Source organism: Paenibacillus sp. FSL R5-0744, from assembly GCF_037972555.1.
GTDB lineage: Bacteria > Bacillota > Bacilli > Paenibacillales > Paenibacillaceae > Paenibacillus_AQ.
The window spans coordinates 6,226,235-6,246,831 of sequence record NZ_CP150228.1 but is presented as its reverse complement, the minus strand read 5'-3'; the positions used below and the strand labels follow the sequence as shown (position 1 = coordinate 6,246,831).

Annotated in this window: 17 protein-coding genes; all 17 read left to right on the top strand. The window is 39.1% G+C overall.

Annotated features, from left to right (window positions below; all coding sequences use genetic code 11):
• Positions 1-2: 2 nt before the first annotated feature.
• The 17 genes from MKY19_RS27800 (at position 3) to pcrA (ending at position 20,546) form a co-directional block, all read left to right on the top strand.
• Positions 3-3,311 carry a glycosyltransferase gene (locus MKY19_RS27800; protein ID WP_339798962.1) on the top strand — a complete coding sequence of 1,103 codons (3,309 nt, stop codon included), beginning with the start codon at positions 3-5 and terminating at the stop codon, positions 3,309-3,311.
• Positions 3,308-4,669, top strand: a complete 1,362-nt coding sequence (locus tag MKY19_RS27795; protein WP_339798959.1) for a mannose-1-phosphate guanylyltransferase/mannose-6-phosphate isomerase — start codon at positions 3,308-3,310, stop codon at positions 4,667-4,669. Before MKY19_RS27800 ends, MKY19_RS27795 begins: the two co-directional genes overlap by 4 nt.
• Positions 4,666-6,870, top strand: coding sequence for a hypothetical protein (locus tag MKY19_RS27790; RefSeq protein WP_339798956.1), 2,205 nt, complete (start codon positions 4,666-4,668; stop codon positions 6,868-6,870). The genes MKY19_RS27795 and MKY19_RS27790 overlap by 4 nt, the downstream gene beginning before the upstream one ends.
• A 43-nt stretch (positions 6,871-6,913) precedes the next feature.
• A complete protein-coding gene (locus MKY19_RS27785) occupies positions 6,914-7,315 on the top strand; it encodes an FdtA/QdtA family cupin domain-containing protein (RefSeq protein WP_339804533.1) in 402 nt (133 codons plus the stop codon).
• Complete coding sequence (locus tag MKY19_RS27780) at positions 7,312-7,872, top strand: acyltransferase (RefSeq protein WP_339798953.1); 561 nt, start codon at positions 7,312-7,314, stop codon at positions 7,870-7,872. Before MKY19_RS27785 ends, MKY19_RS27780 begins: the two co-directional genes overlap by 4 nt.
• Positions 7,873-7,964: 92 nt before the next feature.
• Positions 7,965-9,008 (top strand): DegT/DnrJ/EryC1/StrS family aminotransferase, encoded by a 1,044-nt coding sequence (locus MKY19_RS27775; RefSeq protein ID WP_339798950.1) that lies wholly within the window; start codon positions 7,965-7,967, stop codon positions 9,006-9,008.
• Entirely contained in the window at positions 8,989-9,924 is a 936-nt protein-coding gene (locus MKY19_RS27770; protein WP_339798947.1) for a glycosyltransferase family 2 protein, read from the top strand. Before MKY19_RS27775 ends, MKY19_RS27770 begins: the two co-directional genes overlap by 20 nt.
• Positions 9,875-10,282, top strand: coding sequence for a GtrA family protein (locus MKY19_RS27765; protein ID WP_339798944.1), 408 nt, complete (start codon positions 9,875-9,877; stop codon positions 10,280-10,282). Before MKY19_RS27770 ends, MKY19_RS27765 begins: the two co-directional genes overlap by 50 nt.
• Before the next feature lie 11 nt (positions 10,283-10,293).
• Positions 10,294-11,037: a sugar phosphate nucleotidyltransferase gene (locus MKY19_RS27760; protein ID WP_339798941.1), complete on the top strand. Its 744-nt coding sequence runs from the start codon at positions 10,294-10,296 to the stop codon at positions 11,035-11,037.
• A gap of 19 nt (positions 11,038-11,056) precedes the next feature.
• Positions 11,057-11,608: a dTDP-4-dehydrorhamnose 3,5-epimerase gene (gene rfbC, locus MKY19_RS27755; RefSeq protein WP_339798938.1), complete on the top strand. Its 552-nt coding sequence runs from the start codon at positions 11,057-11,059 to the stop codon at positions 11,606-11,608.
• Between the two features lie 35 nt (positions 11,609-11,643).
• Positions 11,644-12,666 (top strand): dTDP-glucose 4,6-dehydratase, encoded by a 1,023-nt coding sequence (rfbB, locus tag MKY19_RS27750; protein ID WP_339798935.1) that lies wholly within the window; start codon positions 11,644-11,646, stop codon positions 12,664-12,666.
• Positions 12,667-12,674: 8 nt separating this feature from the next.
• The gene (gene rfbD, locus MKY19_RS27745) at positions 12,675-13,538 is read left to right on the top strand and encodes a dTDP-4-dehydrorhamnose reductase (RefSeq protein WP_339804531.1); all 864 of its coding nucleotides are present in this window, start codon (positions 12,675-12,677) and stop codon (positions 13,536-13,538) included.
• Positions 13,539-13,823: 285 nt separating this feature from the next.
• Positions 13,824-14,774: a glycosyltransferase family 2 protein gene (locus tag MKY19_RS27740; protein WP_339267449.1), complete on the top strand. Its 951-nt coding sequence runs from the start codon at positions 13,824-13,826 to the stop codon at positions 14,772-14,774.
• Positions 14,771-16,177 carry an undecaprenyl-phosphate glucose phosphotransferase gene (locus MKY19_RS27735; protein WP_339798932.1) on the top strand — a complete coding sequence of 469 codons (1,407 nt, stop codon included), beginning with the start codon at positions 14,771-14,773 and terminating at the stop codon, positions 16,175-16,177. The genes MKY19_RS27740 and MKY19_RS27735 overlap by 4 nt, the downstream gene beginning before the upstream one ends.
• 121 nt (positions 16,178-16,298) lie before the next feature.
• Positions 16,299-17,165 (top strand): phosphatidylinositol-specific phospholipase C/glycerophosphodiester phosphodiesterase family protein, encoded by an 867-nt coding sequence (locus MKY19_RS27730; RefSeq protein WP_339798929.1) that lies wholly within the window; start codon positions 16,299-16,301, stop codon positions 17,163-17,165.
• A 171-nt stretch (positions 17,166-17,336) separates the two neighbouring features.
• A complete protein-coding gene (locus MKY19_RS27725) occupies positions 17,337-18,047 on the top strand; it encodes a heptaprenylglyceryl phosphate synthase (RefSeq protein WP_339804528.1) in 711 nt (236 codons plus the stop codon).
• A gap of 159 nt (positions 18,048-18,206) precedes the next feature.
• Positions 18,207-20,546: a DNA helicase PcrA gene (gene pcrA / locus MKY19_RS27720; RefSeq protein ID WP_339243652.1), complete on the top strand. Its 2,340-nt coding sequence runs from the start codon at positions 18,207-18,209 to the stop codon at positions 20,544-20,546.
• Positions 20,547-20,597: the final 51 nt, after the last annotated feature.

Here is a 20,597-nt window from a genome sequence, read left to right as displayed (position 1 = left end):
AGTTGGACTTTACCGGTGAACGTTTTATTCCGGGTGAAACGGAAAAAGAATTAGAAATAGAACATATACAACGTTATGAACTCCTGCAAGATTTTGTTGAAGGGAAGCGCGTTTTGGATGCAGCTTGTGGGGAAGGCTACGGATCCTTATTGTTGTCGAGAAATGCGACATCTGTGCAAGGTCTTGATATTAGTTCTGAATCTATCCTGAATGCACAAACGAAATACGGTAGAGAAAACTTGAAGTTTGTTACAGGAAGTATAGATCTATTGCCTTTTGAGGATAACTCCTTTGATATTGTTGTTTCTTTTGAAACTCTGGAACATGTGAATGAAGATACACAACTACGTTTTTTGCAAGAAATAAGAAGAGTATTGACGAACGAAGGTACTTTGATTATCTCTACGCCTAATAAGAAGTTTTATTCGGATATACCCAAGTATTCCAATCCTTTTCATGTGAAAGAATTGTACAAAGAAGAGTTCGTTCAATTATTAGGCCGCTTCTATGGGAATGTAAATATAGCCTCTCAAAGATTTGAGGTTACCAGTGTAATAGATTCTGATAACAACAGCGATAATGAATTATATAAAGGTCTAAAGAATTCTTCGTTAGATGATGTTTACCAAAAATATATGATTGCCTTTTGTTCAAATATTGCTGAGAATTCTATGCCTATAGCTTCAGTTGGGGTATACCCACAAAAATATAATGAGATGATTTCAAGAGTATTGACTTTACAAGATGAAGTAGAAGAACGGAATCAGCATATTTCAGTTCTGGACCAAGAACTGGTTTTTTTGCGGAATGAATATAATTATTCTGAAGAGTTGAAACGAAAAGTAGAACTCATGGCTAATGAAAATGATAGGCTAGAATTAGAAGTGAAGGAACTCTCCTCAAAGTTACTCTTAAAAGAGAATGAATTGAAAAAATCTGAGCAGGAGCTGATTAGACTAGAATCTGAATTTACAAAGCTCAGTTCTAGATTAGAAACTCTGAACATCGATCTCAATAATAAAACGGGTCACATTAATCTACTTTTAAAACAGGAAAGAGAACTTCACAATATATATTCCTCAACTGGGTGGAGACTCTTAAGTAAATACTATAAATTGAGAGATTTTGTTATTCCTCTAGATAGTAAAAGAAGAGTCGTTTCAAAATTAGCTTTTAAAGCCTTAAGACACCCAAAACTAATGCTTTCCAAGCTTAATAAAAGTAATTTTAAAAAATTGAAATACTATCTTGAAACAGAAGATAGAAGTCGTTTGGAAAATCGCATTGATGTATTTGTCGATCGTCATACTGAAATTGAGCAGAAAGAACTGGATGTACAGTTGTATACTCCTGAGCAATACAATAAGCTGATATTTGACGTTGTAGTAGATCCTCAGGTATCTATCATTATCCCCGTGTACAATCAGTGGAATTATACGTATTCTTGTCTCGCTTCTATATTGCAACATACAACAGATGTATCCTATGAAATAATTATTGCGGACGATATGTCTACTGATGAGACGGTTAATATTGTAGAGTATGTAGAGAATATTATAGTAGTCAGAGATGGTATGAACAGAGGTTTTCTTTTGAATTGTAATAACGCAGCTGAGCATGCGCGTGGAAAATATATATTTTTCTTAAATAATGATACAAATGTACAAACGGAATGGCTCAGTTCCTTGGTTAAACTTGCCGAGTCTGATCAGAAGATTGGTATGGTTGGTTCTAAACTTGTGTATCCCGACGGAAGATTACAAGAGGCAGGCGGGATCATATGGAATGATGCAAGTGGTTGGAATTATGGGCGTTTAGATGATCCTGAAAAGTCGGAATATAATTACGTTAAAGAAGTGGATTATATCTCAGGGGCGGCAATTCTTGTAAGGAGTAAGATCTGGAGAGAGTTAAGCGGTTTTGATGAGAGATATGTACCGGCATACTTTGAGGACTCGGATTTGGCTTTTGAGGTTAGGCGTCTTGGGTATAAAGTAGTGCTCCAGCCTAAGTCTATTGTTGTTCACTTTGAAGGTATTTCGCATGGTACTGATACGAATAGTGGTATCAAAAGCTATCAAGTCAAAAATAAAGAGAAATTTTTAGAAAAGTGGAATGTAGAATTAAACACAGATCATTTCTTAAATGCAGAGCATGTATTTTGGGCAAGAGACAGAAGTGCAAGTAGAAAGACGATTGTGGTAGTGGACCATTATGTTCCTCATTACGATAAAGACGCAGGGGGAAGATGTACTTATTTTTACATGAAATTGTTTGTATCCTTGGGGTTTCATGTGGTTTTTATAGGTGACAACTTTTTCAGACATGAACCATATACCTCTAATCTGCAACAAATGGGGATAGAAGTTCTATATGGAGATTACTATGCTAAGAATATAAATAAATGGATTAAATCTAACGGTAATTATATCGATTATGTATATTTGAATCGTCCCCATATTTCAATTAAATATATGGAAACTTTTAAAAAGTTTACTTCTGCAAAGATCATTTATTTCGGACATGATTTGCATTACCTCAGGGAATTGAGAAATTATGAACTATCGAAGAATCCGAATTTGTTAAAATCCTCAGAGGAATGGAGGGAAACTGAGTTCGAATTGTTTAATGCTGCAGATGTTATCCACGTAGTAGGCTCATATGAGCAGATGTTACTTCAGAGGGAGTTCCCAGAGAAGCCAGTGAGAAACATCCCCTTGTTTCCTTACGCAGGTCCTTATGGAGATACTGTTAAAGTACCAAAATATGGTGATCGGAAGGACCTGTTGTTTGTAGGAGGGTTCAATCATGCGCCTAATTATGACGGGATAATATGGTTTTTGAATGAAGTTTTCGAACAAATAAAACAGTGTATCCCAGACATCAGACTATATATTGTTGGCTCCAATCCTTCGGATGACCTAAAAGCAAGGGCGTCAGATGATGTAATCGTTACAGGTTTTGTAACGGACGAAGAATTAGAGAATTATTATAACGATTCCAGATTAGTGGTGGTACCATTACGGTATGGTGCGGGGGTTAAGGGAAAGGTAGTAGAGGCTTTGTATTATCAAGTTCCGATAATTACGACATCAATTGGGGCGGAAGGATTGGAACAGGGAGATAGTGCAATGTTGATTCAAGATAATCCTTCTGATTTTGCAGCGTCAGTAATTAATCTATATCAAAACGAAAAGGAATGGATTAATTACTTCCGGAAATCAGTAGATTATATTAATCAATATTTTTCAGTAGATGCTGCTAAAAAAATTATCTCACATGATATTTATAATCAGGAGACTATGAAATGATAAATGTAGTATTATGCGGAGGAAATGGAACTAGGCTATGGCCGTTATCTAGAACACTTTATCCTAAACAGTTTAATAAGTTGATTTCTAATCAATCATTGTTCCAAATGACGGCAATGCGCAATCAGGGAGTGTGTGACCAAACATATATTGTCTCCAATGAAGAACAATATTTTTTAGCACTTGATCATCTTGAAGAAATTAATATTACGGCAGATAAATTTCTATTAGAGCCTGTAGGCAGAAATACCGCACCGGCAATTGCGTTAGCATGTCTTGCAGCTGAAGAAGAAGAGTTACTTTTAGTAACTCCTTCTGATCATATTGTCAAGAATATCGAACAATATGTTGAATGTGTTAGAAGTGCGAAGGGACTTGCTGAACAGGGTTATCTAGTTACCTTTGGAATAATGCCTAATTATCCAGAGACAGGGTTCGGTTATATTGAATCCAGAGGTTTTGATGTGATCTCATTCAAAGAAAAACCTGACAAGATTTTAGCTGAGCATTACATTAACTCAGGTAATTATTTTTGGAATAGTGGAATGTTTCTTTTTAAAGCAGGAGTGTTTTTACGAGAATTACAGGTGCACGCTCCTGAAATTTATGAACAATCCTTAATTGCATTCAACAGCTCGAAAAATAAGGCTGGAATTATGAGAATAGGGCGAGAGGATATGTTGGCAATACCTTCTAATAGTATAGATTTCGCTCTAATGGAGAAAAGCAGTAATGTCAAAATGATCCCTTCTGATATAGGTTGGTCAGATATGGGGAGTTTTGAGGCATTATACACAGAACTTCCGAAAGACGAAAATGAGAATACGATTAATGATAAAGCTATTGCTATAGACTCTTATCGTAACATGATAATTTCGGACCAACGTTTGATATCGACGATAGATATAGAAGATTTGATCATTGTGGATACGCCTGATGCACTACTAATATCCAAACAGGGCTCATCACAAAAAGTTAGAGAAGTTGTAGAGGTACTTAAGGTTCGTGGGTCGGAGCTTTGTGATAATCATGTTACGGCTTATAGACCCTGGGGGAATCATACAGTTTTAGATTCTACAGATAATTACAAGATCAAGAAGGTAATCATTAAACCTGGAAGAAGGCTGCAAGCACAGAAGCATTATCATAGAAATGAACATTGGATTGTTGTTAAGGGAACTGCATTAATAACAATTAATAAAGAACAAAATATATTGAGAACAAATGAGTCTACTTATATAAAGTCAGGGGAATGGCATTATATTGAGAACCTTGGTAAAATTGACCTTCATCTCATAGAAGTACAGGTCGGTGAATACCTAGAAGAAGATGATATAGTTCGGGAGGGCGACGATTGAAGCATCTAATGTCAAATAAGAGCGGATTTAGAATTGCTTTAGAGTTTTTATTATGTTTATTCGTATGTATGCTAGGAATGTATTATGTACTTAATCTAAAGGATTTTAATATAAATATCCCCTATATTTATACAGGGGATGGTTTGTCATCTAGTTTATTTATCAAGGGAATGATAGAAAACGGTTGGTATAATGTGAACCCCAATTTAGGTGCTCCATTTGGCTTGGAAATGTACGATTATCCGCTCGGAGGAGATAATTTCCAATATTTAATCATGAAATTCATTGCACTCTTTAGTGGTAATTATGTTGTCGTTATGAATACCTACTATTTATTGACCTTCCCTTTATGTATGTTTGCAGCTTTTATAGTTTTGAAAAATTTGAAAGTGAATTTTTTCTTGTCGCTAAGTATTAGTCTGCTATATACTTTTTTACCATACCATATAATTCGTACGGGACACCTTTTTCTGCTCGGGTATTATATGGTACCTTTAGTGACGTTGGTTGTTTTGTGGGTGGCACATAAAGAGAATTTTATACTAATACAAACGGATAAATTCAAATTTAGATTTACACGAAACCGATATTTATTTGGTAGTATTCTTATTTGTATTCTTATTGGTTCTACCGGGGCGTATTATGCTTTCTTTTCGTGCTTTTTTTTACTGGTAATTGGATTGATCAGTTTGCTTAATGAAAGGAATATGAGAAAACTTCTAGTATCCTTTATACTGATTTTTTTTGTTGGAACCTCCCTATTAATAAATATTTCACCTAGTATATATAGTAAGCTTACTAATCCAAAAGAAAATAGCGTTTCTAGTAGAAATTTCGAAGCCGCAGAGACCTATGGCCTTAAGATTACGCAGCTATTGCTCCCCACAACTAATCATAATGTGGAATGGATTAAAGAGAAAAAAAATGAATATAACAGTAAAGCTCCATTAGTTAATGAAAATGACACATCATCTTTGGGGGTTATTGGTTCAATTGGATTTTTGATGTTGATTCTGCATTTATTCATGCGAAGAAAAACGAAAATTGAGTACAATTACACACTATCCTTATTAAATATTTCCTCTGTTTTATTGGGGACAATCGGTGGATTTGGAGTTTTATTTGCGGCTTTAGTTTCTGCACAAATCAGAAGCTATAATCGAATAAGTGTTTATATAGCATTTTTCTCTTTTTTGTATATTGCATTGAATTTAAATTATTTCTTTGATCAGAAGCTAAAAGTATCAATGAAAAGATGGATTTATGCTATTTTCTCCCTACTCATTATTGTGTTTGGTGTTTATGATCAGACGTCTCATCCATTAGTTCCTTCCAAAGTGATCGCCGAAGAATATAATAACGACGCAGACTTTGTTCATTTAATTAATGATAATCTTCCAGAAAATTCAATGATATTCCAGATCCCATACGTTTCATTTCCAGAAGGGGAGAATATAAAGAATTTAGGTAATTATGATCTTCTAAAAGGCTATATTCACTCTCGAGATCTCTCATGGAGTTTTGGGAATATGAAAGATAGCTTTGGGGATAAATGGATGAAGGAAATAGTGAAATTACCAATAAAAGATTCAATTGAAATATTGGCAAAAGTGGGATATTCAGGAATCTACATTGATCGTAATGGTTATACTGCGGCATACGCTGATAAAATTGAAATGGAACTGAAAAATTTAACTAATCAAGATCCGCTAGTCAGTAAAAATAAGGAGTTAGTTTTTTTTGACTTAACACAATATACAGAAAAACTTAAAAGCACTACATCTTTTACAGAGTGGGATAATCAAAAAAATAAATATTTATCTTCTGTAATATATAAAAACCATTATAGTATATCCGGAGATGAAAATTGGGAATTGTTGGATAGTAGGGAAGGGTATAAGATCGTACAGACAGATCACTTTAGCGACTTACCGCTTAATCAGGAAGCTATAAATTTAATAGACGCTAATAATCAGAAATATTCATTTGATGATAGTTTTCCTGAAGGGAATCACTACTCAAATAGACATTGGGAAGATCCTAGTCATTTTGTTATTTCCTTGAGCAATAAAACTACTGGTTGGAGAGAGGATAATACTCCTACAAAAGAAGACATTAGTAATTTTTTTAAGAGCAATAACTACACTCTTAAGTACACTTCGGATATGGATACTGGCATTGTTACATTTTTGGAACGATGAGAAAAGCTTCGAAAATAACTATAAGGCGGGGTAAATTTTGAATATGAGAAGTAGTGGTGTTATCGAATTGAAAGAGTTAGGAGATGAACGTGGTTTATTGACCGTTATTGAAGAAAAGAAGACAGTTCCATTTGAGGTAAAAAGAATTTTTTATATTTTTAAAACAGTACCAGATGTTCGTCGAGGATTTCATGCTCATTATAAAACAAGACAGGCATTAATTTGTGTCTCAGGAAGTTGTAAAGTACATCTGGATAATTCCAAAAGAAAAGAAGAGGTTATTTTGGATAAGCCCAGCAAAATGTTAATTCTTGAACCCAATGACTGGCATGAAATGTATGAATTCTCTCCTGACTGTGTTCTGCTAGTACTTGCTTCCCATTTATACGATGCAGAAGACTATATAAGAGATTACAATGAATTTCTGGAGGTATATGGATCATGAAGAATTATTTCGCCCATTCACATGCAATTGTTGAGAGCGAAAAAATTGGAGGTGGGACTCGTGTTTGGGCATTCACTCATATTCTTCCCGGTGCTGTTATTGGTGGAAATTGTAATATTAATGACCATACTTTCATTGAAAATGATGTCGTTATCGGGAATAATGTGACTGTTAAATCGGGAGTTTATATCTGGGATGGAGCTAGAATTTCAGATAACGTTTTTATAGGTCCTAATGTAACGTTTACTAACGACTTAAGACCTCGATCTAAACAGTATCCCAATGAATTTCTTAAAACAGTACTTCAGGAATATTCTTCTATCGGTGCTAACGCCACTATAATTGCAGGTAATACTATTGGGAAATATGCCATGATTGGAGCAGGATCAGTTGTCACAACAGATATACCAAATAACACTTTATGGTATGGTAATCCAGCAAAATTTAGGGGGTATATCTGCAACTGTGGAGAGAGGTTAGATCAAAAGCTGCAATGTCCCACTTGTACAAAACAATATGTACTCGAAGGTGCTATAATAACTGAGATTAATTCTTGATTACAAAACAGTAAACTATATTAGAAATAGGTGAAAAAATGATTCCATTTCTCGATTTAAAGAAGATAAATTTGCGACATGAGGAAGCAATAATGGAATGCACACAAAAAGTACTTCATTCAGGATGGTATATTCTTGGTAATGAAGTAAAATCCTTTGAGTCAAAGTTTGCAAACTATTGCGGTACAGAATACTGCTTGGGTGTAGCTAACGGTTTAGACGCACTTGAATTGATTATTCATGCATATGGTATTGGAGCAGGCGATGAAGTAATTGTTCCTTCCAATACTTATATTGCTTCTATACTAAGTATCTCCGCGAATGGAGCAATACCAATTTTGGTTGAGCCAGAGTTAGCTACCTATAACATTGACCCGGCTCTTATAGAGGAGAAGATCACACCTCGAACAAAAGCTATTCTAGTTGTCCATTTGTACGGTCAGACTTGTGATATGGGGCCAATCGTTGACCTTGCGAAGAAGTATAATCTTAAAGTTATTGAAGACTGTGCTCAGTCACATGGCGCTATATATAATGGAAAAAAAGTAGGGAATTTAGGGGATGCTGCTGGGTTTAGCTTTTATCCTGGGAAAAATCTAGGAGCACTCGGTGATGGTGGCGCAATTACCACCAACGATAAAGAATTATTTGAAAAGTTATCTGCTTTACGGAATTATGGATCTCACAAGAAATATGAGAACTTATACAAGGGTTATAATAGTAGATTAGATGAATTCCAGGCGCCCATCCTATCAGAAAAGTTAAATTGGCTTGATGAAGATAATGCCCATAGAAGGAACATTGCTAATTATTATTCGGCTAACATCATTAATTCGGAGATAATTAATCCCGTTGTGAAAAGTGGGGCGGACTCACACGTATGGCACGTATACCCAGTTAGAACACGTAACAGAGAACAATTTATGAATTATATGGATGGAAATAATATCCAGACTTTAATACATTACCCTATACCTCCCCATAAGCAGGAAGCGTATAAAGAATGGGAGAATATGAGTTATCCAATCTCAGAACAAATTCACTCTGAAATTGTTAGCTTACCAATAAGTCCGGTAATGGACCTGTCAGATGTAAAGTATGTGGTGGAGGTAATCAATGCCTACCATTCATCCTAAGTTTTCCATAGTTGTTCCTGTATATTATAATGAGTTGAATCTCCCCTATACAATTCCACGGTTAAAAGAATTACAACAATTGCTGCCTGACTTTGAACTGGAGTTTGTTTTTGTGGATGATGGATCAAAAGATTCCTCTTTGTCGATATTACTTGAAGAGAGAGAGAAGGATCAGAGAATCAAGGTTGTTAAGCTCAGTAGGAACTTTGGATCTATGTCTGCGATACAAGCAGGTTTATTACAGGCAACAGGTGATTGTGTAGGGATTATTGCCGCTGATCTCCAAGATCCGCCTGAACTATTTGTTGAGATGATTGATAAGTGGAAGCATGGTAAGAAAGTTGTACTTGCAACAAGATCTGATCGTGAGGAATCTTTATCTCAAAAGACATTTTCAAATACCTATTATTTCCTTTTAGAAAAATTGGCGCTAAAGGGTTATCCTAAAGGTGGCTTTGACTTTGTACTTATTGATAAGCAAGTAGTAAAAGAACTGACTCATATAGAAGAGAAAAATACTAGCGTAATGAGTCTCATATATTGGTTGGGTCACGACCAAGAACAAATCCCATATGTACGGCAGCAGAGAAAACTCGGAAAATCAAGATGGACATTGTCCAAAAAAATCAAATTATTTGTGGATTCTTTTGTTAGCTTCTCATATACTCCTATACGCTTCATGTCTATAATTGGGTTTATTACTGCTGTTCTTAGTTTTTTTTATGGTATCTTTGTAGTAATTGGTACTTTATTCGGTTTTATTGAATTACAGGGGTGGACTACAATTATAGCTTTGATTACTTTCCTATTGGGAATCATTATGATTATGTTAGGTATAATAGGAGAGTATATGTGGAGGATATTGGATGAAAGTAGAAAGAGACCACCATACATCATTGATGAAGTTTATAAATAAACCATTCATTCGTTTTGTAATCAGCGGATTTATTAATACAGGAGCTACGTATATTATTTATTTAGTACTCCTATCTTTTTGGGAGTATAAGATATCTTATACTGTTTCTTATATATCGGGGATATTTATTTCTTATTATTTGAATACAATCTTTGTTTTTCAAGAGAAAGCTTCCTTTCAAAAATTTTTAAAATTCCCTGTTGTCTATATAGTCCAATATCTAATAAACCTATTATTTATTTTCTTACTAGTTGACAAAATGGGATTGTCCACTGCAATTGTACCTATCATTGTAACTATAATTGCTATTCCAATAACGTTTCTTTTATCTAAAACTATTATAACTACAAGAAAGTAGGAGGTAACCTCATGAAAGGTATCATCTTAGCGGGTGGAACAGGATCTAGGCTGTATCCATTAACTAAAGTAACAAATAAGCATCTTCTCCCTGTCGGAAAGTACCCTATGATTTTCCATTCTATTCTTAAACTTAAACAAGCGGGAATTCAGGATATTCTTATCGTTACTGGCAAGGAACATATGGGTGATGTAGTTAATTTGTTAGGAAGCGGACGAGAAATGGGTGTCACTTTTACTTATAAAGTACAAGATGAAGCAGGAGGAATAGCTCAAGCTTTGGATTTGGCAGAGCAATTTGTTGGTGATGATCAAATGGTTGTAATACTTGGAGATAATGTATTTGAAGATGATATTTCTCAATATGTGAAAAATTTCATTGATCAAAAACATGGTGCTAAAATCTTGATACAGGAAGTGTCTGATCCGACGAGATTCGGTGTACCAGAGATTCAAGACGGACGTATTATCTCAATTGAAGAGAAGCCTGCTGTTCCAAAATCCAATTATGCAGTAACTGGTATTTATATGTTTGATAGTAATGTATTCAGCATCGTAAAAACATTAAAGCCATCTGCAAGAGGCGAATTAGAGATCACAGATGTAAATAATGCGTATATTATAAGAGAAGAATTATCTTATGATGTCTTGCAGGGCTGGTGGACAGATGCTGGTACGCATTCTTCATTGGCTAAGGCCAATGAACTTGCACAATCACTTGTCTTTGGTGAAGAATTTGGTAAGTTGAAATTATAAACATGAAGGAGGAGGTAATATGAAGGCAATCCCTCTTCAACTGCAAGGTGCGCTTTTGTTAGAGCCGGTGATTCATGGGGATCATCGGGGTTTTTTTATGGAAAGCTACAACGAAGAAATAATGCATAAGCTCGGTATAACTCACAACTTCATTCAAGACAACCAATCACTCTCCGCAGAGGTTGGAGTGCTACGCGGGCTTCACTACCAATTGAACCCTAAGGCTCAAACGAAATTAATCCGTGTCATATCGGGTGTAATTTATGATGTGATCGTCGATGTTCGTCATAATTCGCCTACATTCGGTCAATGGGTAGGTGTGATTCTCAGCGAATATAACAAACACCAACTGCTTGTACCAAAGGGATTCGCACATGGATTTTGCACGTTGGTGCCGAACACCCAAGTATTATATAAGGTGGACGAATATTATTCCCCCGCGAATGACCGCGGCATATTATGGAATGATCCTGCGTTGGGTATTGATTGGCCGACCTCTAATCCTATCTTATCGGACAAAGATCAACGGCATCCATTACTGAAGGACGCAGAACTAAATTTTGAAATATAAACTTTACAACTCATTGAAATAAAGGTGGGCTACACATGAAACTGCTAGTTACTGGCGGAGCCGGATTTATCGGCAGCAACTTTGTATTATACATGCTGCAACAACATCCTGATTATCAAATCGTTAACATAGATGCGTTGACGTATGCAGGGAATCTAGAGAATCTGAAGTCAATCGAGAATCACCCTAACTATACTTTTGTCAAAGCTGACATTACTGATGTTCAGGCTATCGATTCCTTTATGAGCCAAGGTGTTGATGTAGTGGTGAATTTTGCTGCTGAATCGCATGTGGATCGGAGTATTTTGGAGCCAGAGGTGTTTGTGAAGACGAACGTACTTGGAACACAAGTGCTTTTGGATGCGGCGAAAAAATACAGTGTTACTAAATTCGTTCAGGTATCTACGGATGAGGTATACGGATCACTGGGAGTGACCGGATTATTCACTGAAGAAACTCCCTTGACTCCTAACAGTCCTTATTCGGCAAGTAAAGCAGGTGGAGATCTACTTGTTCGTGCATACCATGAAACCTTTGGTCTGCCAGTGAATATCACCCGATGTTCAAACAATTATGGCCCGTACCAATTCCCTGAAAAACTCATTCCACTCATGATCTCACGCGCACTTGCGGATCAAGCATTGCCTGTTTATGGCGATGGGATGAATATTCGCGACTGGTTGTATGTTGAGGATCATTGTAGCGCGATTGATTTGGTTATCCACGAGGGAGTAAACGGTGAGGTCTACAACATTGGTGGTAATAATGAGCGAACGAATGTGCATATTGTAAACACGGTATTGCAGGAACTAGGAAAACCCGATTCTCTGATTACTTATGTTCAAGACCGTCCAGGTCATGATCGCCGCTATGGTATTGATCCTACCAAGATTATGAACGAATTGGGTTGGAAGCCAAAACATACATTTGAAACAGGTATTAAAGAAACCATCCAATGGTATCTCAATAACCGTGAGTGGTGGACCCGCATTCAATCGGGGGAATATCAAAAGTATGCTGAATTACAATATGGTGATCGTTTAGGAGATTCGCTGTAATGTCAACTATGAAGGTACTTGTTACAGGTGCAGCTGGACAACTGGGTCAGGACGTAGTTTTACTACTCCAGCATCAAGGTCACGAAGTAATGGGCTGCGACCGCCAGAAGATGGATATTACAAATCTAGATCAGTGCACCGAAGTTATTGGTGGATTCGGACCAGATGTAGTCATTCACTGCGCTGCTCATACGGCAGTAGATGCGGCAGAAAGTGACATCGATGCAGCTTATTTAATTAATGCAGCGGGCAGCCGAAACGTAGCGATTGCCTCTGAAAAAGCTGGAGCTAAGCTGGTGTACATTAGTACGGATTACGTATTTAATGGTTTGAGCGTACAGCCTTATCATGAATATGATAATACTGATCCTAAGAGCATATACGGTAAATCGAAACGGGCAGGAGAAGTACTTGTACAATCCCTTTCTTCTAAGTATTTTATCGTGCGTACTTCATGGGTGTATGGAAAGTATGGCAACAATTTTGTTAAAACGATGCTGAATCTTGGTCAAGAAAAGCCCTTACTGCAAGTTGTGAACGATCAAAAAGGTTCGCCAACTTATACAGTGGATTTAGCACGCTTCTTGCTTGATCTTATCCAAACTGAGAAGTATGGTGTATATCATGCGTCAAATAGCGATTCATGTACTTGGTTTGAGTTTACACAGTCAATTTTTGCAGAGGCTGGGGATATTTTGGGCTTGAAATTCACTGCAAAGCTTGAACCGTGTGTTACGGAACAATTCCCTCGACCTGCGCCACGTCCTCGTAACTCTGTGATGGAGCATTTGTCGATCCGTACGAACGGATTTGAGGATATACGCCACTGGCGAGAGGGATTAAAGGACTTCCTACTGGAGTTAAAAGAATAGAAGCTAACCATTTCAACTTCCGCATCGCTTTAAAGATGCGGGATTTTTTTATTGTTGACTTATAATGAGGGGGAGTCATAAGTTGTGGAATTTCAATACATAACAGTTACCATTTTTTCATCCATTTTATGCAAACCATAATAAATTCAGAAAGAATAGTGAGTTAATGTACCGCTGATCCAATCACATCTGGTAAAACCTCCCTGAAACGTCACCTCCTCTCAGGGAGGTTTTATGTTATAATTATTGTCGGTAGATTACTATATTTGTCAGGAGCGTTACGCAGTGAATGTAGATGTAAGTATACTTATTGTTAATTACAACACGTGTCGCCTGACGATGGATTGTCTCAGGTCGGTGTATGACTCGGAAACGAACTATTCCTATGAGATTATTTTAATAGACAACAATTCCAATGATGATTCGGTAGAGAAGATTAGTAGAGAGTTTCCAGGTGTAATGTTGATCGCAAATAACGACAATGTCGGTTTTGCTCGTGCTAATAATCAGGGGATGGAAGCTTCATCCGGACGGTATGTGCTGCTACTTAACTCAGATACGGTAGTACGTAAGGATACGCTGGAGACAATGATCTCCTTTATGGACGGTCGACCCGATGTTGGGGCGTCAGGATGTAAGATTATTTTGCCGGATGGTTCGCTGGATAAAGCGTGCAAGCGTGGATTCCCTACACCGTCTGCTTCTTTCTATTATGCTTTTGGCTTCAGTAAGCTTTTTCCGGATCGTCCGAGGTTTAACGGTTACCAGTTAGGCTATCTGGACCCTGATCTTGATTACCCGATTGATTGTCTTGTTGGTGCGTTTATGCTGCTGCGGCGGGAGACGATTGATCAGGTGGGTGGATTGGATGAAGAGTTCTTCATGTACGGAGAAGATTTAGATTGGTGTTATCGTATTAAAGAGGCTGGTTGGGAGATTTATTATTATCCGAAGACTTCTATCGTACATCTTAAAGGCGGCAGCGCTAGACGCAGACCTTTCAAAATCGTATACGAGTTTCACCGCGCAATGATTTTATTTCATCGTAAGCATTATAGTAAGAAGTACAACAGTATGATAAATGGAACGGTATATGCCGGTGTAGGTGTGAAGTTTGCACTTTCACTTTTGCGGAATGCCTTAACTTCTCCTAAAACGGTCTCATCACCTGCTCAGAGTCTTAACGCTAACGAAACAGGTGCACGTAACGAAAAGAATACTGAGGTGAATTTATGATTCGGCGTAATCAGAAATTTTTGACACAGCTCTATATGGTTGCTGATTTTATTGTCATCCAACTCTCTTTTTTAGCCGCTTGGTGGCTTAAGTTTAAAAGTGGATGGATGGAGTTTGAAAATCCGCTGCCTGTAGAGTCGTACGCTTACTGGAGTATGATTTATGGCGGAGTTGCAGTGTTAATCGGTATATTATTGTCACTGTATTTGCCTAAGCGTAAGAAACGTTTTGTCGATGAATTTATTAAGATTTTCCAAGTGCATATTATGAGCATTTTTATCTTGCTTGGTCTGATGTTCTTCGTGAAAGAAATCGATATCTCCCGTACCTACCTTGCTATTTATATGGGATTTAACGTTCTTTCTATTATGCTGTACCGATATGTGTTGAAGAAGACGCTTAAATCTTTCCGCGAAAAGGGCTTTAACCGACAGTTCGTACTTATCATCGGTGCAGGTACGCTAGGCAAAAGATTCTACAATAATCTAGAGCAATACCCCGAGCTTGGATATGAAGCGATTGGTTTCCTGGATGACTATCATACTTGGGATGGAATTGAAGAGCAACGATATAAACCGATTCTAGGAACAGTTGACCAGTTGTCTGGAATGCTAGAGATGCTGCCTGTGGATGAGGTTATACTTGCTCTGCCGCTTGATGCGCATTCGAAGTATCCTTCAATTATTGCGGCCTGTGAAAAAGCAGGTGTACGCACACTGATTATCCCTGACTTTTTTGACTACTTACCAGCCCGCCCTTACTTTGATAACTTTGCAGGCATGCCAATGATTAATGTTCGTGATATTCCACTAGATATGACGGGTAATAAGATGGCAAAAAGATTGTTTGATATTGTGTTCTCTTTGTTCGCAATTATTATGATCTCTCCAGTGATGCTTATCGTGGCTCTTGGTGTCCGACTGACCTCTCCGGGACCGATTATATTCCGGCAGGAACGTGTGGGACTGAACCGTCGTAATTTTATGATGTATAAGTTCCGCTCCATGAAGATGCAGCAGGATGGTGAAGAGGATACAGGCTGGAGTACGCGGGAAGATCCTCGTAGAACCAGATTTGGGACCTTTATCCGTAAGACAAGTCTGGATGAGCTTCCGCAATTTTTTAATGTGTTACTGGGTCATATGAGTGTAGTTGGCCCACGGCCAGAACGACCATTTTATGTAGAACAGTTCCGTGATGAAATTCCGAAGTATATGGTTAAGCACCATGTACGACCTGGAATCACAGGCTGGGCACAGAGCAATGGACTTCGCGGTGACACTTCCATCGAGGAGCGGATCAAACACGATATTTTCTATATCGAGAACTGGTCTTTACTGTTTGACATTCGAATTATTTTCAAAACGATTCGCAACGGCTTCGTCAACAAAAATGCTTATTGATTCCTGCACTTATTTTGGATTTATTAAACTTTTATACGATCCCCGTTTCTACCTATGGTAGAGCGGGGTATTGTTTATCTATTGTTTTATAATCTAAACTTCGCAAAGGAAACTCTCAACTATGGATATGAAAAAGATTGTTGCAACCGTGATTGTAATTGGAGCTCTTATCATGTTACTTGTAATCGCTTTTAGTAATGAAGATGAACAGCCTGCAAGCGGCTTTGAAGCTCACAAGGTCATAGCACATGCCATGGGTGGCATTAACGGGCATACATACACCAATGCTTTTGAAGCATTTGTCGCTAATTATGCACAGGGAACTCGCGTATTTGAAGTAGACTTGCTATTATCGGCTGATGATCAGCTAGTAGGTAGGCATGAGTGGTCAGGTAATATGAGCAAGCTTTTAGGTCAGTTGGATGTTCTCCCTGCTAATAAACAAGGGGTGGTACTAGATTTTAAGGAATTCATGGACAGTCCAATCCTGAATATATACTCCCCGATCGATGTCGAGAAGTTGCTTGATCTGATGCAGCATTATCCAGATGCCTATATCGTGACCGATACGAAAGAAATCAAACCCGAACTTATAAATAAACAATTTACATTGTTGGTAGAGGCGGTGCAGCGCCGGGATCCAGCCATATTAGATCGGATTGTTCCACAAATATATAATCAGTCGATGCTTGATGAGATCAATAAGGTATATTCTTTTCCAGAAGTGCTTTACACTCTGTACCAATCAAAGGATACTGATGAACAAGTTATTGAGTTTGTTAATAAAACAGGTGTGGATATTACTATGCCAGTTGGCCGAGCCACCAAGAGCTTTGTTAAAAAGCTGAAGAAGGCCGGAGCTCGTGTATATGTTCATACCGTAAATGAAGAAGATGAAATTAGGAAGCTGGCCCGTATGGGCGTGGATGGTTTTTACACTGATTTTGTACCCGAAGAGGATTTGATTAACATCTCAGGTGTACGTTGAAATCTTACACTACTTATTACCATTAAAAAATACGAAAAAATGTTCGCATTTTTGTTCGCTTTAAATTGACACACCTGCTGTGCTGGCATAGACTAGATCTATATCTTTTGCGGCGGCAGGAGTGTCTTTGTCTTGCCCAAATGACTATTAAGGATGATTCTCATGAAATCAGTGCAGCAAATGATCAAACCTTGGCGGCATGTGTTTAAGCTAGACCCTGACCGGATGATTTCAGATGAGGATTTGGAGGCCGTTTGCTTATCTGGCACGGATGCCATACTGATAGGGGGCTCTACAGGAGTAACCTATGAGAATACAGTGGATCTCTTATCAAGAGTAAGAGGGTTTAAGTTACCCTGTGCACTAGAAGTATCCGAACTTGAAGCTGCTGTGCCCGGATTTGATCTTTATATGATCCCTATGGTGCTTAATACGCCTGATCCAGCCTGGATTGTAGGCCATCATCGCCGAGCTATTGAACGCTATGGATTCATGATTCCATGGGATTCGCTTCTAACGGAAGGTTATATTGTGCTGAATAGTGACTCTTCAGTTGCACGAATTACAGGGGCTGAGACGGCCATTGATGCTGAAGAAGCGGCTGCTTATGCTCAGGTTGCGGACAGGCTGATGTCACTGCCGATTGTTTATCTTGAATACAGCGGTAGGTTCGGGGATATGGAGACTGTGCGGACAGTACGCGAAATGGTGGATCACGCCCAACTTTTTTATGGTGGGGGCATTACTTGTGAGGTGGAAGCCGAGCAGGCAGCAGCTCTATGTGATACAGTAGTGGTCGGCAATATTATTTATAGTGATGTACAGCAGGCACTGCTAACAGTTGCGGCTGTAAAAAAGACAGTACAAGAGCAATTTGATTAAAATATAAGAAAGTATAAGTTTCACGTGATACATTATCCTTATATTTTCGCATAAACACTTACCTTCCTTATAAGGACGCCAAAGGAGTTTATGCTTAGTGGTTATTTTTAGGACTACTTATGATTTGTGAGTTTATATTTAGAAAGGAGCATGTTACACATGCAACTTATTAGCATACAAGACGCAGTAAGTCGACTGAATCCTCCACAAAGACAGGCTGTCGAAACTACTGAAGGACCACTTTTGATTATGGCTGGTGCGGGCAGTGGGAAGACGAGAGTGTTGACTCATAGAATTGCCTGGCTGATTGCCAATCGAAAGGCGCCGCCTTGGGCGATTTTGGCGATTACGTTTACGAATAAAGCCGCGCGGGAAATGCAGGAACGTGTATCTAAGCTTGTCGGACCTGAGGGAAGAGATATCTGGGTATCCACCTTTCACTCTATGTGTGTTCGGATTTTACGGAAGGATATTGAGCGGATTGGTTTTACCTCCAACTTCTCCATTCTGGACTCTACAGATCAGTTATCCGTAATACGTAACTGTATGAAGGAACTGAATATTGATACGAAGAAATTCGAACCAAAAGCTGTGCAGGCTATCATTAGCGCATCCAAGAATGAGCTGATCACTCCGGCGCAGTATGAGCAGAAGGTTGGCGATTATTTTGAAGGCTTAGTTGCAAAGGTATATAAGATGTATCAAAGGCGTCTAAGAAGCAATAACTCGCTTGATTTTGATGATTTGATTATGAAGACCATCGAACTGTTTAAGGAAGTTCCCGAGGTCCTTGATTTCTACCAAAAGAAATTCAAATACATCCACGTGGATGAGTATCAGGATACGAACAGAGCGCAGTACATGTTATGCCGCATGTTAGCTGACAGCCACCACCGGATTTGTGTGGTAGGGGATAGTGATCAGTCGATTTATCGTTGGCGCGGAGCAGATATTACGAACATTCTTAATTTTGAAGAGGACTATCCAGAAGCGAAAACCATTCTTCTAGAGCAGAACTACCGTTCAACTGCTAATATCCTGAATGCAGCCAATGGTGTGATCGCACTCAATAGTGGACGTAAGCCGAAGAAGTTGTGGACCGATTCCGAGGAAGGCGCCAAGATTAAGGTGTACCGGGCGGACTCCGAGCATGATGAAGGTTACTTTGTAACCGGAGAAATCAGCAAAAATGTGAAACAGGGTCAAGCCTACCAGAATCATGCGATACTGTATCGTACGAATGCCCAGTCACGGGTAATCGAGGAAATTCTAATTAAATCTGATATTCCGTATCAAATCGTAGGCGGGATTAAGTTCTATGATCGTAAAGAAATCAAAGATCTGCTCGCTTATTTACGCCTGTTGTCTAACCCTGATGATGATATCAGCCTGACGCGTATTATTAATGTACCTAAGCGGGGATTAGGGGATACAACGGTTGGCAAGCTGGCAGCTGCGGCTGGTGAGCGTGGTGTTTCTATTTTCCGCGTACTGCAAACTGTAGATGATTTGGGCTTTGCCGGACGGACGCGGAATATGCTAGTAGAGTTCTACGATATGATTGAAGCTCTGCACCGTATGGTGGAGTTCTTGTCCGTAACCGAACTGACGGAAAAAATACTGGAGATGTCGCAGTACCGTTTGGAGCTGCAAAATGAAAACACACTCGAATCACGCTCGCGCTTAGAGAATATCGATGAGTTCTTGTCCGTGACGATGGAGTTTGAAAAGAATAACGAGGACAAGTCGCTTGTCTCCTTCCTCACGGATCTTGCACTTATCGCAGATATTGATAGTGTGAATGATGATGAAGAGGACCGTAGTGACGCTGTAGTCCTGATGACGATGCACAGCGCCAAGGGTCTGGAGTTCCCAACAGTATTTATCGTCGGGATGGAAGAAGGCGTGTTCCCGCACAGCCGAGCCTTCCAAGACAACGATGAGCTCGAAGAGGAACGCCGGCTTGCATATGTAGGGATCACCCGCGCCGAGAAACAATTGTTTCTCTCTTGCGCGCGGATGCGTACGCTCTTTGGGCGGACGACGGCGAATCAGCCGTCCCGCTTCATTGAAGAGATTCCGGAGGAGTTGAAGGAAGATACCGCGAAGACACAGGACCGCTTCCAACGCGGAGGCTCGGAGGTAGGCGGTGCTTACGGCGGACGCGGCTTCAGTGGCGGCAGTCGTGGGAACTTCGGCGGCCGAAGTGGAGCTGCTGGTGCGGCGCCGATTGGCAGCGGAAGCACAGCGTCCGCAGCGACAAGCAAGAGCAGCGTGACAGTAACCTCCGGAGGCGCACAGCGCGCTACTGGAGCAGGGGCTGCAGCAGCTGGCGAATACAAAGCGGGTGATAAGGTTTCGCATGGCAAATGGGGTACTGGCACCGTTGTAGCTGTGAAGGGCACTGGGAATGATACGGAGCTGCAAATTGCTTTTCCGGCACCAGTGGGTGTAAAACGACTGCTTGCAGGGTTTGCACCGATTACCAGGGTGGAATAATAGTAGGAAACGATTAACGAACGGATATTTAGACCACGCTAATCATTAGGA